The 16,119-nt window shown below is 54.2% G+C and carries 16 protein-coding genes; 4 read left to right on the top strand and 12 right to left on the bottom strand.

Translation table 11 applies throughout. The annotated features are described in order from the left end of the window. Positions 1 to 261: 261 nt before the first annotated feature. Both PKO01S_RS02050 and PKO01S_RS02055 read right to left on the bottom strand, forming a co-directional pair. Entirely contained in the window at positions 262 to 2,598 is a 2,337-nt protein-coding gene (locus tag PKO01S_RS02050; protein WP_127529631.1) for a glycosyl hydrolase family 18 protein, read from the bottom strand. Between the two features lie 306 nt (positions 2,599 to 2,904). After that, the gene (locus PKO01S_RS02055) at positions 2,905 to 3,444 is read right to left on the bottom strand and encodes a 2'-5' RNA ligase family protein (protein WP_127529632.1); all 540 of its coding nucleotides are present in this window, start codon (positions 3,442 to 3,444) and stop codon (positions 2,905 to 2,907) included. A gap of 367 nt (positions 3,445 to 3,811) precedes the next feature. On the opposite strand from PKO01S_RS02055, the gene PKO01S_RS02060 reads away from it, so the two are divergent. Continuing rightward, positions 3,812 to 5,071: an alkaline phosphatase gene (locus PKO01S_RS02060; RefSeq protein WP_127529633.1), complete on the top strand. Its 1,260-nt coding sequence runs from the start codon at positions 3,812 to 3,814 to the stop codon at positions 5,069 to 5,071. Positions 5,072 to 5,180: 109 nt separating this feature from the next. On the opposite strand, the gene PKO01S_RS02065 is transcribed toward PKO01S_RS02060, so the two are convergent. The 3 genes from PKO01S_RS02065 to PKO01S_RS02075 are packed head-to-tail and all read right to left on the bottom strand — an operon-like array spanning position 5,181 to position 7,135. Continuing rightward, positions 5,181 to 5,759 (bottom strand): ferric reductase-like transmembrane domain-containing protein, encoded by a 579-nt coding sequence (locus PKO01S_RS02065; RefSeq protein ID WP_127529634.1) that lies wholly within the window; start codon positions 5,757 to 5,759, stop codon positions 5,181 to 5,183. A gap of 30 nt (positions 5,760 to 5,789) precedes the next feature. Continuing rightward, a complete protein-coding gene (locus PKO01S_RS02070) occupies positions 5,790 to 6,785 on the bottom strand; it encodes an FAD:protein FMN transferase (RefSeq protein WP_164779438.1) in 996 nt (331 codons plus the stop codon). Beyond that, entirely contained in the window at positions 6,785 to 7,135 is a 351-nt protein-coding gene (locus PKO01S_RS02075) for a hypothetical protein (protein ID WP_127529636.1), read from the bottom strand. The genes PKO01S_RS02070 and PKO01S_RS02075 overlap by 1 nt, the downstream gene beginning before the upstream one ends. 325 nt (positions 7,136 to 7,460) lie before the next feature. Between PKO01S_RS02075 and PKO01S_RS02080 the strand changes: the two genes are divergently transcribed. Continuing rightward, on the top strand, positions 7,461 to 8,438 hold the full coding sequence (locus tag PKO01S_RS02080; RefSeq protein WP_127529637.1) for a LacI family DNA-binding transcriptional regulator: 978 nt from the start codon (positions 7,461 to 7,463) through the stop codon (positions 8,436 to 8,438). Positions 8,439 to 8,591: 153 nt separating this feature from the next. On the opposite strand, the gene PKO01S_RS02085 is transcribed toward PKO01S_RS02080, so the two are convergent. The 7 genes from PKO01S_RS02085 to PKO01S_RS02115 form a co-directional block, all read right to left on the bottom strand. Continuing rightward, positions 8,592 to 9,455, bottom strand: coding sequence for an urease accessory protein UreD (locus tag PKO01S_RS02085; protein WP_164779439.1), 864 nt, complete (start codon positions 9,453 to 9,455; stop codon positions 8,592 to 8,594). Continuing rightward, the gene (gene ureG, locus PKO01S_RS02090) at positions 9,433 to 10,212 is read right to left on the bottom strand and encodes an urease accessory protein UreG (protein ID WP_127529638.1); all 780 of its coding nucleotides are present in this window, start codon (positions 10,210 to 10,212) and stop codon (positions 9,433 to 9,435) included. Before ureG ends, PKO01S_RS02085 begins: the two co-directional genes overlap by 23 nt. A gap of 26 nt (positions 10,213 to 10,238) precedes the next feature. Next, the gene (locus PKO01S_RS02095) at positions 10,239 to 10,928 is read right to left on the bottom strand and encodes an urease accessory protein UreF (protein ID WP_127529639.1); all 690 of its coding nucleotides are present in this window, start codon (positions 10,926 to 10,928) and stop codon (positions 10,239 to 10,241) included. 4 nt (positions 10,929 to 10,932) lie between these two features. After that, complete coding sequence (ureC, locus tag PKO01S_RS02100) at positions 10,933 to 12,648, bottom strand: urease subunit alpha (protein ID WP_127529640.1); 1,716 nt, start codon at positions 12,646 to 12,648, stop codon at positions 10,933 to 10,935. Continuing rightward, positions 12,649 to 13,014, bottom strand: a complete 366-nt coding sequence (locus PKO01S_RS29245; protein WP_127529641.1) for an urease subunit beta — start codon at positions 13,012 to 13,014, stop codon at positions 12,649 to 12,651. Between the two features lie 5 nt (positions 13,015 to 13,019). After that, positions 13,020 to 13,325, bottom strand: coding sequence for an urease subunit gamma (locus PKO01S_RS02110; protein ID WP_127529642.1), 306 nt, complete (start codon positions 13,323 to 13,325; stop codon positions 13,020 to 13,022). Between the two features lie 567 nt (positions 13,326 to 13,892). Beyond that, complete coding sequence (locus PKO01S_RS02115; protein ID WP_127529643.1) at positions 13,893 to 14,789, bottom strand: AraC family transcriptional regulator; 897 nt, start codon at positions 14,787 to 14,789, stop codon at positions 13,893 to 13,895. A gap of 204 nt (positions 14,790 to 14,993) precedes the next feature. On the opposite strand from PKO01S_RS02115, the gene PKO01S_RS02120 reads away from it, so the two are divergent. Both PKO01S_RS02120 and PKO01S_RS02125 read left to right on the top strand, forming a co-directional pair. Continuing rightward, entirely contained in the window at positions 14,994 to 15,563 is a 570-nt protein-coding gene (locus tag PKO01S_RS02120) for a GNAT family N-acetyltransferase (protein WP_127529644.1), read from the top strand. Further along, complete coding sequence (locus tag PKO01S_RS02125) at positions 15,556 to 16,053, top strand: 2,4'-dihydroxyacetophenone dioxygenase family protein (protein WP_127529645.1); 498 nt, start codon at positions 15,556 to 15,558, stop codon at positions 16,051 to 16,053. The genes PKO01S_RS02120 and PKO01S_RS02125 overlap by 8 nt, the downstream gene beginning before the upstream one ends. Positions 16,054 to 16,119: the final 66 nt, after the last annotated feature.

The following is a 16,119-nucleotide window of genomic DNA, read 5'->3' on the forward strand; positions in this document are numbered from 1 at the left end:
TGCAAGCTACCTTCGCAGTCTGCCTGCAGTTGACTTAAGTAAATATTCCCAAGACGACTGGTTTTTATGACCCTAGCAAGAAAATATCCGCGCACAAATAAAAAACGGACCCATGTGGAGTCCGTTTATAAGGAGACGCTGATGCATCACTTTTCGTGTCACACCAGACTGGTTGCCTCTCTCCGACGTGCTGCTGCAAAAAAGACGAGCCGAGATGCCGCAGCACCCCGACTCGCCTTCTTCTCCCTTGCTAATTCTTACTTATAGCAGCTTCCACAAAGCGCCTGTCGCCGCAGGCTCCCAGCCTGTCAGCGACGTGTGCGACTGAAGACATTGATACGATTTGCCGTTATACGTAACGATATCGCCGACTTTATACGCGTGGTTAGCGACCCATGCATTGGACGGTGTACCGGTGCCCGAAGCCGTTGTCGTTGCCGACACCGAAGAGCTTGCCGCCGATACGTTGCCCGCCGCATCCTTCGCTTTTACCGTGAAATTATACGTCGTGCCAGCCGTTAAACCCGACACCGTCGCGCTGAGTCCGGTAACCGATGCAGCCAGCGTCGTGCCGTTATATACGTCATATCCGGCTACGCTTCCCGAGTTGTCGGTCGAACCGCTCCAAGCGAGCGTTACACTCGTCTGTGTTACGCCCGTCACCGTTACACCAGTTGGTGCAGTCGGTGCCGTTGTATCGGCTCCGCCGCCCGTTCCACCACCTGTACCGCCGGATGTGCAACCGCCGATCTTTTTCCACACGCCATAGTCGCCGCTCAGGTCTGGCTGGTCGCCTTGCGTCCACCATTTGGCCTCGTACACGATACCGTTATAAACAACCCGCTGACCGCCCGTGTAGACGTTTGCCGCCGCCCATGCCGGATCGCTGCAGCCTGTCGTGCCGCCGCCGTCTCCACCGCCTGATACTGCCGTCTTCACGGTGAGCGGAGCGCTTGCCGCCGATTGATTGCCTGCCGCATCCTTCGCTTTCACCGTAAACGTATAGCTCGTGTTCGCCGTCAAGTTGCCAACCGTGGCGCTGGCGCCTGCTGACGACGCAACCAGCGTTGACCCGCTGTACACATCATAGCCCGTTACGCCGACATTGTCGGTCGAAGCGCCCCATGCCAGCGTCACGCTGGTCGAACCGACGTTCGTAGCCGATGGAGTTCCCGGCACGCTTGGAGCCGCCGTATCGACTGGAGGCGTGATGCCGCCGCCGTTCAATCCATTAGCGAGCACATCGAGCAGTTTCGTGCCGGTGCACGAATAATTCGGGCTGACTCGGCAGTCCGAAGACAGCTCCCAGAACATGCCGCCGCCAAGGCCAAGCGATTTAATATAATTGATTTTATAACCGAATGATTGCTCGTCGTCATAGCTGATGAACGTTCCGGTAGACGCTTGATACAAGTAAGGCACCTTAGCCGTATCATTCCAATACCGGACGAAGCCGTTTTTGTTCACATATTTTGCTGCAAGATCGCCGTAATCAAGCGAACCCGGCTCCCATGTGCCGGTCGATACGCCGGTACAGCTTTGATACTGGCCATCGCCGCTCGGCCCCGGCGCGCAGCCTTTCCAGCCGCGTCCGTAGAACGGAAGTCCGAGCACCAGCTTGCTCGCCGGAACGCCCGAGCCCAGCATCGTCTGAACCGAACTTGCAGCGTTGAAAGTCGACGCATCCGGAATGCCAGCCGCAACCGCCGCCGGATCGCTGTACAATGGTGCGTTATGGGCGCTCTTCGTGCTCCAGCCGCCGTTGTAGTCATACGACATAATGTTGATCCAATCCACAGTCTTCGCAATTTCGCTCAGTTCCGTGTTCGATGCATACGCCTGCGAGGCGCCTGCCGCGATCGTCAACGAATAGCTCTTGCCGTCTGCAGCTCCAGCCGCATCCAGCTCTTTACGAATTTCTTTCAACAGAAGCGTATAATTCTGCTTATCTGCCGGACGCACGCTATTGCCGGCCAAGCCGCCGCCAACCGGATATTCCCAGTCGAGATCGACGCCGTCCATACCGTAATGGCGAATGAATGCAACCGACGATTTAGCGAATGTCTGGCGGGTTGTTGCGCTCGCCGCGACGTCCGAGAACCGGTTGGACCACGTCCATCCTCCGATAGAGATGATCGTCTTGAGATGCGGATATTTTTGTTTCAGCTTAATGAGCTGGTTCAGGTTGCCTCTCAGCGGCTGATCCCACGTATCTCCCGTATAAGATTTCTGTGCGTCGATCCACGGATCGCCCAGTACGACTGTGCCGTTCGGAACATTAATGTTGCCGACCTCGTCCTGACAAGACCAAGTAACAGGATTCGGACCGGTCGGATCCGGATTGCCGTGGATGCCGTTCCAGCAAATGTCCGCGAACGCGTAATTGATATGCGTCAGCTTCGAGCCGTCGATATCCGCAACATTGGACGTGCGCGCATACGCTGCCCATGCCGGATAATAGCCGACAATTTTGTAGGATGCGGCAGCTGCTTCCGTCTTAGCCGCAGGAGCTGCGACCGTTCCGCCGACCGCCGCCAGCAACAACGCTAACATAATCAATAGAGAGCGATGCGAGGTAAAGAATACGTTTTTCTTCATTTTCAATCTCCTCTCATATTCGTAATCGAAACCGGCAGCTAGACAATATCCCTCCAATAGAACAAAGCGAATTAAAATTTACTTCGTCTTTACACCTCCTATTTTGAAGGGAGGGCTGAGAGATTGAGAAGGGATACTTTTCCTCTGAACGGGGGCAAAATAATAGGCAGTCCCGGATCGGGCGACCGCATTTAGGCCATAAGAAGGACAAAAAAAGCAAGGCGCCGACAGGCGCCTTGCTTAGTTCATCTTCGATGAAATTAGTCGCGAATCTAAAGCACTAGACGAATGATGGGGTGAACGGACTTATCCTTTCTTAAGCGGGATATCCAAATAGGTACGGTACCTGTCCGGTTCAACCTCTTGGTATACCCTCAAGAAATCGACTTCGAATGCCGGATAAGGCGCCAACGCTTCTTCCGTTCGCTGATACATGTCTTCCAATTGCTCGCGGTTCATCCCCCAGCGGGTCTGGCCCAGCGTTAAATGCGCATGATACAAATCCATCTCGTAATAGTGCTTGATGAGCTGGTCCGATGGACCAATTGCCTTTACCATTTTCCGGTGCAAATCTTTGATCTGAGGGGAGTCGACGTTCAAGAACAATACGTCTTCCCCGAACCAGGCCGGGTTGTGGAGCGCGACTCGGAATGAGGGGAAATTCTTGCATACCGCCTTCACTTCATTGAGCCAATTGTTATTGTCCGGTGTCAGCCCGCCCTGCGACTTGACCGTTATATGAGGTTCGACAACATCAGGAAGCAGATTATGCGCCCACTGCCGTTGGAAAGCCGCAATTCGCTTTAGGCTGTCTTCCGGCGGTACAATTCCGACAAAAAATTGCATCTTTTGACCCCCTCGAATTCGGATGTCTAATCGCCATCTATAGATTCATTCAACGTTGGATTATGATGTAATAACCATTCGAAGCGCACAAACCGTATTCATTGTGATCCGTCACTACATTAATCATCATATCATTTTGGAGTAAAATCAGCACGTTGTTGTCATGACCGCAGCCTCGACAGCCTTCACAGAAGTTGGCGCCGTTGCGCCCGCCTCCCCGCAGCTATACCCTGTCTCTCTCAATATACATGATCTATCATTTGGTATCTATTAACATAATCTTAACTCCTGCCGTACATTCTGTTAATAAGGAGGCAGTAGCATAGAGATCAGAAAGCGATTGCCACCCTTAAGGAGGAATTGGTTCATGAAAGTCCGCAATTGGAAAACGATGGCGCTCGGAACGGCTGCAGCAGCCCTCGTCATTACGAGTGCAGTATCCGTACAAAACAAGAGCAATGAAGCAGACGCTGCTTCGAGCAAAGCGAAGAACGTTATTCTGTTCGTCGGCGATGGAATGGGCTTGGCGCAGCGCAACGCCATTCGTCTGGCAACGGTCGGCGAGAACGGCAAGCTGGCCATGGACGACATGCCTTATTCCGGCCTCGTTCATACGAGCTCGACGGATGTGGTTACCGACTCCGCAGCATCGGCGACGGCATACGCAAGCGGCGTCAAAACATATAACGGCGCAATCGGCATGGATGCCGACAAGAAAAGCGTCAAGACGATTATCGAATACGCAAAAGACAAAGGCTTGTCCACAGGCATCGTAACGACGAGCCAAGTGACGGATGCGACGGGCGCTGCATTCGCATCGCATGTTGAAGACCGTTCCAAACAAAGCGATATCGCACTGCAATATTTGACGAACGCGAAAGTTGACGTCCTGCTCGGCGGCGGCGAAGATTTCTGGTACCCAGCCGGCAACCCAGGATCGTTCAAGGACGAGCCTGCGGAAGATCCGTCGGAGAAAAGCAAAGGCACGCAAGGCGATCTCGTAGCCAAAGCAAAATCGCTTGGCTATAGCTACGTAACGAACAAAGCCGATATGCAAAAAGCGAAAGGCAAGCTGCTCGGCCTGTTCGCCAACGAAGAAATGTTCCAACAAAAACCGGAAGGTGAAGGCGATTTGTACAACCCGGTCGTATCTTTGCCTGACATGACGAAGAAAGCGATCGAGACGCTGTCCTCGAACAAGAACGGTTTCTTCCTCGTCGTTGAAGAAGAAGCAACGGATGAAATGGCGCATAACAACAACGCGAAGCTGACGATTCGTGCTGGCCAAGAGCTGGACAAGTCGGTTCGTATCGCGAAAAATTTTGCCGCTGCGCATCCAGACACGCTCGTGCTCGTGCTGGCTGACCATGAAACAGGCGGATTCTCCATCGAACCGGTAGACGAGAAAGACGAGTCCGGCGACGGCATCTCCAAAGAAGACGGTCCTTTCGCGGTCGCGAAGTCCGATCAGAAGTTCATGGTCGACTGGACGACTTCCGGCCATACGGCTGTCGACATTCCAGTCACGGCGATCGGCCCTGGCGCAGATCTGTTCACCGGCTCGTACGAGAACACGGAAATTTTCTCTAAAATCGCACAAGCGCTTGGCATTAAAGTAAAAAAATAATAACGGGCACACAAAAACGGATGAGTAGAGATCGAATCTCTGCTCATCCGTTTTTTATCGATTACGTTTATTGGATCTCCATCTCCTGACCCGTTGAACCCTTCTCGCCTCACCCCGTCTTCTGCGTCGTTACCCGCTTCCGCTGCGGCTCGGCACGGCTGGAGAACACCGAACGAACCGCATAGAGCCCAATGACGCTCAGCAGCGACAAGGCATACAAGGCCTGCATAGCCGGGTTCCCGCTGTCCGTTCCGTCCCAATACCCGTGTGCCGCGGCTGCGACGAATACCGGATAAGCGGTCAGGTGGATGGCAAGCCACACCGGTTTGCGCATTTTGTGCCGGAAATCCGATGTGAGCAGCAGCACAAGCACCCCATACATCGCAATCGTTCCGAGTCCGTTCCATACCGGCTGTTTCGCCGCAGCGAACGGCACAAGAATATCCCGCCAGCTGTAGGGATAATACGCGTCGATCAGCAGCACGCTGGCATGCGCAAGCGCGATTACAGCGCCGCCATTCGTCAGAAACGTATGCCATTTGAATAAGTTCGCCTTTCGTTTCCCTTTGAAGACCGGATACCGGTACAGCGCTCCCAGGATCAATCCTGCCCAGATCATCCCATAGGCCGCAATGCCGAACACTCGAGTCATATCCCATGTCGGCCAGTTCACAATCCACTCGATCATGGCGTAATCCGCTCCTCTCTGTGCTATCCCTTACAACTCCCATCCATTTCCATATACCTTTATCCGGCCCGATCTATCGACGACAACCGCCTCATATTGCGGCACACGCTCGTTCATGAGCCGAATGCCGAATTCCTCTCCCGCAATACAGACCGACTTCGCCCACACTTCGCACTCGGTCACGTCAGGACCGGCAACCGAGCACTGGATCACATCGCTGGATGCCGGACATCCCGTTCTCGGATCGATCAGATGATGCCTTGCTCCTTCATTCGTCTGCCACCTTCTCCGCCATGAACCGGACGTCGCAACCGCGCCATTGCTAATCGATCGAGAGGCTATCTCTTGCGACGAATCGTTCGGCATCGAGATGCCGATCCGCCAGAGCGGCGATTCATTCGCCCCCTGCCAAGCAAGGAGATCGCCGCCCGCGTTGATGAGTCCGGTCCGAATGCCGCCGCCCGACTGCAGCCAGCGCGCCAGCCTAGATGCCGTCCAACTCTTCACAATACCGCCCAAATCCAGACGTACGCTCGAATCGACTTGAACCGAAACCATGGCCGCGTCCAATGTCATGCAAGACTGTGCTCCGCGATTAACGGGCAATAGCGGCGCTTCTTCTTTGAAGGCAGCTGAAGAATTGCCCAGAGCTCCGATGAGGTCCGCTTGCAGCCTTTCGAACGATTCCGTATAGCCCGCATCAAGCAGCGACTGGCCGACGAACGGCGTGCATAAACCAGCCGTCTTCCGACGGTAAGCATCCGCTAATTGGAGCACTTCCATCATCATGGAAGAGATGAGAACAGGCGACCCGCCTGCCCGGTTAATGCTCTCCAGCTCGCTCTCATGGCGGAACCGGCTGAATATCGACTCCGACTTGGCGAACCAATCCTCTGCCAGCCGGGCGGCCCAGTTCATAGCAGACGAGTCGCAGACCAGTTTCAATTCCACCTGTGAACTCATCGCCTGAAAGGCATGAGTAAGCGGTCCGGCATCCAACAATGGCTCGCCTTTCACCGTACTCATCATGAAACACGCGATGAAGAACGGAAGCCGTCCGATGAACGGTTAGAAGAAGAGGCGGATCCCTCATTCTCGTTAGGCGCAATTCCTCTGCCGCCGAAGCTTCCGCGATGGCCCCTTGAAGGCATTTCCTGCCCCTGCCCCGGACCTTGCTCCCGCTGCCTGAACCAATCGTCTGCGCTGTCTCCAGCACGGACATCGCCTGTTTCGGCTGACGGCTGCTGCCCGTTCTGCTTAGAAGCTTGCGCCTCTGCGAATTCCGGACTCGTCTTGATTGTATGAACACCAACGAACAATACCGCAGCTCCAGCTACGCCAAGCGGCCACTTCCACTGCTTCAACTTTTTTCCCATTCCAACACCGCCCCGCTCTATCATCAGGTTTCGATAACATCACATCTCATAAGCTTGTTAATCATTAAATCACACGAAGATGAAATCCATATAAGGCCCGGCTGAACGCCAGCTGAAATTATATAGATGAATGCGCATACATATATGGTCATATTATGGAACATGCTTTTGCAATCTAGCAAATTTTTTCTTCAATGAACTCGCGTTAGTCTCTCTTCTTCGGTTCCCTATTGTTGTCAGATTTCATTTGCACGTTATAATAAGAAGATAGAACTAATTGTGAAAATCCGAACAACGAGTACCCGACACGAAGGAGTGCACCGTTATGTCCGTTACAATTAAAGATATTTCCAAGCAGGTCGGCGTCAGCTACTCTACAGTAGCTAAGGCGCTTAATAACAGCCCGCTTGTGAAAGAAACGACGAAACGCAAAGTCATAGCCGCAGCGGAATCGCTCGGATATCGGCCGAATCTTGCCGCCCGCAGCCTCGTAACGAAACGAACCGGGCTGATCGGCATCGTCTGGCCGAACGTCGAGCGTCCGGCGTTGTCCTCGCTGCTGACTTCGATTCAGAATCGGCTGGCCGACAACAACTTAACGGCATTGTTATCGATAGACGAGCCACAGGAAGCGATCACGACGTTCTTGAACTTGCGGGTCGATGCCATTCTCATGTTTGAAGAAAGCGCATACGGTATAGCTGAAGGACAAGCGCGCACCAACGTTCCTTTCGTGTCGATCGGGATGCCGGTGCAACCGGACGTCCCTGCGGTGGACATGAACCGTCGTGAAGCCGTTAAGCTTGCCGTTGCAACGCTAGTTGCGAAAGGTCATACCCGAATCGCTTATATCGGCCCATATGCCGAAGCTTCGGTTCAACAGCGGGAGAAGTGGATCGGGTACCGCGAAGGCATTCACGAGCACGGGCTGTCGTTCGAAGAAGATCTGCTCATCGATTCGAACGGTCTTCTATGGCAGCACGGCTACCACGCAGCGCAGCAAATGCTCGCCATGAGCGACCGTCCGTCTGCCGTCATCTCCGGCAGTTACGATCTCTCCGCTGGCATACTGCGCGCATTCCAGACGAGCGGCATCTCCGTGCCGAACGACATTGCGATTATTAGCTATGACCATATTCCGCACTTAGAGCAGCTCGAAATTCCGATCTCCGCCGTTGGCGTTCCGGAAGAAGTGATGTCTGAAGCGGTGACAAGGACGGTTTTGCAAGCGATCGAATCGCCTGGCAGCTTACCGAACCGGACAGAGCTGACACCGGAATACTTCCATCGCCGCTCCGACTGACAAGAAGGCATTCTAAGGCGTTCTGACCTGATCTTTCGCGCTAGTTGAATCGCCATAAAGCTGCAAAAAAGCCTATCCGGCATATACGGATCGCTCGTTAGAGCTTCCTGTTATGACGGATAGGCTTTTTCTATTGCAGTTGAGTAATCCTCTTTATGCACGTACGAGCATCACAGGCTCCTCGCCGAGCAAAGACAGACGGACAGCGCGCCAAGCTTCGCGAAGCGCCTCCTGCAGCGGCCAAGCTGCCGTTCCGGCTGCCATCACCGCAAGTCCGTGCCGGTATGTCAGCGAAGCGCCGAACGTCAAACCGTACCCGCTGCGGTGCGGTACAAGCTGAAGAGCCTCCCTCGCTGCCGCAAGTTCAGCTGCACCAATCCGGTCGCCATAGACAAGCAGCGAGCCGATGTGGGTCGCGTCTGCGAAGCATCCCGGCGCCGCAATAACTTGCACAGCCGGTTCGATCAATTGCCGCTGTGAACCGATCCGTTCATCGCCGTACCAGACCGCAAGCCTGCTGTCGAACCGGGTATATTGAAACCTTTCGCCGCGCAGCGTGCGGCCCGGGCACCAGACATCCGCCTGCATCCAGACCGCTCCTGAAGCAAGATGAACTTCCGTTTCGCTTACGAACTCTGCATCCTTGTAGAGCATAACCGGCTCCGGCATATGCTCGATGACCGCATCCGCTTCCAGCACGAACGTCTGCTTCATCGAAGCGCCGCCTTGCGGTCCAGCCGGATGCACCTTCGTAAACGACTGGTTCGTCACGAACAGCCGGCTGCCCGGACCGCACTTCCACTCCAGCTCATAACGGTCGCCATCGAGCAGTCCCGGCGAGACGTCCATAACAATGGCGCCAAGCGATGAACCAAGCGGAAAGGTTTTGGCGATCTTCACAGGCGCTGTCTGATATTTCTCCGTCATGACCGTCACCCCGCCCCGGCGCTCGAATGCAGCGCGGAGCTGGGCAGTCGCCCCTGCGGCAGATTGATTAATGCGAATGCTCGTGGTCATGGCTATGGCTGCCGGCAGCATGATGATGCGAATGTGTATGCTTAGGGTTGTCGCCGTTCGCATGATCCTGCACATGCAGATGATCGTGTGCATGTCCGTTAGCATGAGCGATTTCATGCTCCAGCCAGTGCACGATGTCTGCGACTCCCTCGCCGCTGAACAAATTTGAGAATACGAATGGACGATCGCCGCGCATCCGTTTCGAATCGTCGCCCATCACCTGCAAGCTGGCGCCGACATGAGGCGCCAGATCGATTTTGTTAATAACGAGCAGATCCGAACGCATAATGCCAGGCCCGCCTTTGCGCGGAATTTTCTCTCCTTGCGCCACGTCGATAATGTAGATAAACCGGTCGACGAGCTCCGGACTGAAGGCTGCCGCAAGATTGTCGCCGCCGCTCTCGATAAAGATCAGATCCAGCGGCGAGAACCGGTTCTCAAGCTCCTCGATCGCCTCGAAGTTCATCGACGCATCCTCGCGGATCGCCGTATGCGGGCAGCCGCCCGTCTCGACACCGATAATGCGCTCTTCCGGCAACACGCCAGTCGCAGCTAGAATGCGGGCATCTTCTTTCGTAAATATATCGTTCGTAATGACCGCCAAGCTGTAACGGTCCGCGAGCTCCCTTGCAAGACGCTCGACCAGCGCTGTTTTGCCTGAGCCGACCGGTCCGCCGATCCCGATCCGGATCGGCCGGGAACCGTCGATCACCGGCTGCACCCACTCTTTATGACTATGTCCTTGTCCTTGGCACATCGTACATTCCTCCTCGATCAAATATATTAAGACATGAACAACCGGGAATAGAGCGTCTCATGCCGAATCATGGCCATCTCCGCCATCGGCATATTGGAATACGCATCTTCCGGCTCTAACTCCGATGCCGCATTCCAAGCAAGCGGGGTCATCGGCGTGAGCCTAGCGACAAGGCGTTGGCCTTCCGTCTGTCCGATGGACATAAGCCGCAAAGCACTATTAATCGTCGTAACGATACACGTATAAAAGTAGCTTTCCGCCGCCTGCTGCAGCGGTACGCCAAGCCGCAAACAGACAAGGCCGTGAATGAGCGGCAGTGTCGCGAGACAACGGCCTTCCCGAACTGCCGACGCCGCTTCCGACATGTCCAGCTCCGGCCATATGTCGGCAGCGAGCTTCAGCAGCCGCTTGCCCATCTTCTCGACACCTTGCCTCGTCTCAATGGCGAGCCGCTGCATGTGGACAAGACGCTCCACTGCCCACAGGCGATTCCACTCTCCCGGCGGAACGTCGCGGTACACCGCTTTTATAACCATAGCGTCGGACGTAGCCCAGCTGTGCGTCAGCATCGTCCGCACGTACATTTCCAGCTCTGCGCTGCTCGTCATCCGGCCTTCCTGCACCATCGTTTCTAGCCCGAATGAATGCGAGAAGCCGCCGATCGGAATCGCCGAATCGAGCAGCTGCTGCAGCGCCAGCCAATTCCGCATCATCATCGGATTAGAACAGGAAGTACCGCTGCGCCATCGGCAGCACGTCGGCCGGCTCGCACGTCACAAGCTCTCCGTCCACCGTTACGCGGTACGTCTCCGGATCGACCTCGATGCGCGGCGTCGCATCGTTATGAATCATGTCTTTCTTCGAGATCGAGCGGCAGCCGCGGATGGGCTCGACTCGTTTGGTTAAGCCGAGCCGCTCCTTCACGCCTCCGTCATACGCTGCTTGAGAGACGAACGTAATCGAGCTGCTTCCGAGCAGCTTGCCGAATGAGGCGAACATTGGACGTCCCCATACCGGCTGCGGCGTCGGAATCGACGCGTTCGGATCGCCCATCTGCGCATAGGCAATGCTCCCGCCCTTGAGCACAAGATCCGGCTTCACGCCGAAAAACATCGGGCTCCAGACGACAAGGTCCGCGAACTTGCCGGGCTCCACCGAGCCGACGAGATGCGAGACGCCATGCGTAATAGCGGGATTGATCGTATACTTCGCAATATAACGCTTAATGCGGAAGTTATCGCTCGACTCCGTGTCAGGCGTTAGCGGTCCGCGCTGGCGTTTCATTTTATCCGCGGTCTGCCAGGTACGAATAATGACTTCTCCGACGCGGCCCATCGCCTGGGAGTCGGAGCTGATCATGCTGAACACGCCCATATCGTGCAAAATATCTTCCGCCGCAATCGTCTCCGGACGAATGCGGGAGTCGGCGAACGCCACGTCCTCCGGAATGCGGCTGTCGAGGTGATGGCATACCATCAGCATGTCGAGATGCTCCTCGATCGTGTTCACCGTGAACGGCCGCGTCGGGTTCGTCGAAGACGGCAGCACGTTCAGCTCGCCTGCCGCCCGGATGATATCCGGCGCATGGCCGCCGCCGGCGCCTTCCGTATGATACGTATGGATCGTCCGCCCTTTGAATGCGGCTAGCGTATCCTCCAGAAAGCCCGCTTCATTCAACGTATCGGTATGAATGGCGACCTGCACGTCGTATTGGTCCGCTGCTGTCAAACAAGCGTCGATCGCTGCCGGCGTCGTCCCCCAATCTTCATGCAGCTTCAGCCCGATCGCCCCCGCCTCGATCTGCTCGATGAGCGGTCCGGTGAACGAAGCATTCCCTTTGCCCGTCAGTCCGATGTTCATCGGGAACGCTTCGATCGCTTCCAGCATGCGTGACAAATGCCAAGCTCCCGGCGTTACCGTCGTCGCGTTCGTCCCGGTTGCCGGTCCCGTCCCGCCGCCGATCATTGTCGTCACGCCGGAGGCGAGCGCCGTCTCGATCTGCTGCGGGCAGATGAAATGAATATGCGAATCGATGCCTCCAGCCGTGACGATTTTGCCCTCGCCTGCGATAACTTCTGTGCTTGCTCCTGCGGTCATGCCCGGCGTCACGCCGTCCATAATGTCCGGGTTGCCCGCTTTGCCGATGCCGACGATGACGCCGTCCTTAATTCCAATATCCGCCTTCACGATACCCCAATGGTCGATGATGACCGCATTCGTAATAAGCGTATCGAGCACGCCATCGTCACGAAGCGCGCCGCTCGACTGGCCCATGCCGTCGCGAATGACTTTGCCGCCGCCGAATTTACACTCGTCGCCGTATACCGTATGGTCATACTCGATCTCGGCCCACAGCTCTGTATCTGCCAGCCGTACCGCATCGCCAGTCGTCGGACCGAACATTTGGGCGTAGCTTTTCCGGTCGATGCTGCTCATCTACGCGTTCCCCTCCCATGCGTCCAGCCGTGTGCTTACTTCTTCCCTTATAGCCCCGCGCGCCGCATCGCCCAGCGTCAGCCCGTTCAAGCCGAAAGACCGTTTCGCTCCGCCCAACTCGACGATTTGCACCGGCTTCTCCTCACCCGGCTCGAACCGGACAGCCGTGCCTGCCGGAATATCAAGCCGCATCCCGAACGCAGCCCGCCGGTCGAACGAAAGCGCACGGTTTACTTCGAATAGATGAAAGTGTGAACCGACCTGCACCGGCCGGTCTCCCGTATTAACGATAATGACTTCTGCAGTCTGCCGCCCTGCATTCAATTCGATATGGCCTGCAGCCGTGCGGTATTCGCCTGGAATCATGCTTCTCACTCTCCAATCGGATGGTGAATCGTCACAAGCTTCGTGCCGTCCGGAAACGTCGCTTCGACCTGCACCTCATGAATCATATCGGCGACGCCTTCCATCACTTCCGAGCGCTTCAGAATGGTCGTTCCGAACGCCATCAATTCCGCAACGGTACGGCCGTCGCGCGCGCCCTCCATGATTTCGGAAGTAATAATCGCGATGCTTTCCGGATAATTCAGCTTTACGCCCCGCTGCATCCGGCGCCGGGCCAGGTCGGACGCAACCGTAATGAGCAGCTTTTCCTTCTCGCGTTCCGTTAGCTGCATAATTCACCTCTTCATTCACATGGCATCTTTCCGCGGGGTGCGGAATAACTTACCAACATTATAGTAGGCGGAATATAAACTGTAAACAGTTTTATGTTAGGTTTTATAACATAAGTGATCAATTTCCTACTGATTCCGTATCGAAACGTTATTTTATGTTCGATAATGTGACACAAGTTGGCGTGCTCACACAACAAAAAAAGCAGCCTCTCCTGCTAGAATAGGAGATAAGCTGCTTCGTTTCACTCGTGTATTTCTTGGGGCGGACTGTTGTTATATCCTGTTATTACTGCTTAAGGGTACTGCTGACGCGAACGATAATGATGTGAACGATGCTTAGCAAAATCTAACGAACTCCAGAAGCGTTATTTCACCGATTTGAGAACAAATCTAATTCTAACGAATCCAGAAAACGCTATTTGGGAGCTGCTGCAGCTAAAAAATCAATACACACCCAAATAACGCTTCTAGCATTCGTTACGATTTCAGAACCCCGTTTTTGCGGGAAATAGCGTTCATAGGATTCGTTAACCAGACCAGAAACGCTTCGCCAACAGCTCTCCCCTTCTACTCTCTCAATCTGACCGGCAAATACAGATCAAGCTCCCCGTATTCCTCGCTCGCAATCGACTCGTCGACCCATTCGAAATAATAACGGTCCGCCCATACGTAGACGGAATGCTTCCGCCAATAGTCTTCGATAAATGACCATATTTGGTCCAAATGGTCTACTGTAATTCGGCTCGGGTGGAAGCTGCACACGTACCGGAACACCGCATATTGATTAGCCGGCACGACATAGCTGTCCAGATCGTCCGGCAGACCGTCGAATGCCGCAACTCTCGCTGCTGTCATGTAGCAGCTGCGGTCATGCGTCATTTCGGTGGTCAGCCCGATATACACGCTGCCTACAATTTTATTCTTGATTCGAGGCCAGTCTTGCTCATAGAAAACATTCGCCTTCGAATTCGCTTCGTACGTTTCCTCGTTGTCGCGGTAATAGATGATGCTTTTTCTCCCCGCAAGCAGAATGGCCGGCTGAACGACATAATACGGTTGAAAAATAGCGCCGTCGCCGCTGCCAATCGTCGTCATCATCTCGATGTCCAGCTTCTCGGTTACCTTCAACTGGTCCTGTCCTGTGCGGCGGTATTGGCCCGGCGTTATGCCGAACTCCCGTTTGAATGCCCGTATGTACGACTGTTCATGCTCAAATCCGTATTCGATACTAACGGCAAGCAAGCTAACGGCAGAGTCTAGCAGCAGCTCGAAGCTGCTGGCCAGCTTACGTCCTCGAATATAATCGGCCATTGTCCGGCCCGTTGCCAGCTTGAACAACCGGTGAAGATGAAACTTCGACATATATACCGCATCCGCCACATCCTCCAATGTGACCGAGCGCTTCATATGAAGCTCAATATAGTCGACAGCTGCTGAAACCGTCTGTTTCAATGGTGTATGCATAGATGCTCTCCGTCATATGTGTAGAATGATAATCTGAGACCGCGAATTGCTTATGCCTTCAGTAAACCAAAAACTTCTAAATTTGAAAACCTCTTTTTTTAATATCACGCTGTTAATAAAGCAAGAATCGTTCATTTCGGTTCCGAACAATTCCGTATACTTTTTCTTAAACCTAAGATAAAGATTAATGGAAGGGGCCTCCACATGCAGCTTACGACTCCAAGATTACATATTCGCCGCTTTGAACCAACGGACTGGGAAGCGGTGCACGCTTATACCTCTAACGAACAAGTGATGAAATATATACCTGGCGGCGTTATGACCGAAGACGATACGCGGCGGTTCGTGGAACACCATTCGGATGAGAGCAAGGCGGAGCATTTTCCGGTTGTTCTATTGAAGGAGAACCGGATTATTGGACACATCGTGTTTCACCGCTATCACAATGACCACATTTACGAGATTGGCTGGGTGTTTCATTCCGGTTACTACAACCAAGGCTACGCTTCTGAGGCCGCTCAAGCGGTACTCGATTACGCCTTCGGCACAATGAATATTCATCGGCTGATTGCGACCTGCCAGCCGGACAATCCGCCTTCGTACCGGGTCATGGAGAAGATCGGCATGCAGAGAGAAGGGTATTTCAAACAATGTATCCCTCGCGGGGACAATGAATGGATGGACGAGTATTATTATGCGATTCTGGAAGACGAATGGCGGGAGCAGATGAAGATTCGGGTCCAAGAAGCTGTGAACAGCAACCGATATGAATGACCTGATATCGGAGTCCGTTATTCGATTAGCGGAGAAGCTGCAATTGCCGGAACGCTTAGTCCATATCGAGCATCTGCCATGGGTTCCTTTTAACGATGAAGAAACCTGTTTCTTCAAGCCATTACGCTTCGATCTTAGCACGGGAACATGGATCTATCTATTCCGTGTTGAGAGCAATCAAGTATTGGGCAGGCATCGGCATACGGGAGGCTCCGTAATCGGATACACTTTGCAAGGACGATGGCGGTATGCGGAACGCGACTGGACCGCAGTTCCAGGAACGTTTATTTTCGAACCGCCGGGCGATATCCATACGCTCATCTCCGAAGACGAAGAAGTCGTGGCGTTATTCATATTGAGCGGAACGCTTCAATACTTTGACGAGAACAATCAATTCGGCGGGCAAGACGATATTTATACCGTTATTCAGAAATATCACGATTATTGCACTCGCAACCATATTCCGGTGAATGACGAATTGATCTATTAATGGATCGTTAAGCCGCCATATCGAACGAGGCAAGGCCGTTCTCCCCGCTAAGCAAGCGGACCAGAA

This window comes from Paenibacillus kobensis NBRC 15729 (assembly GCF_004000825.1).
Taxonomy (GTDB): Bacteria; Bacillota; Bacilli; order Paenibacillales; family Paenibacillaceae; genus Paenibacillus_T; species Paenibacillus_T kobensis.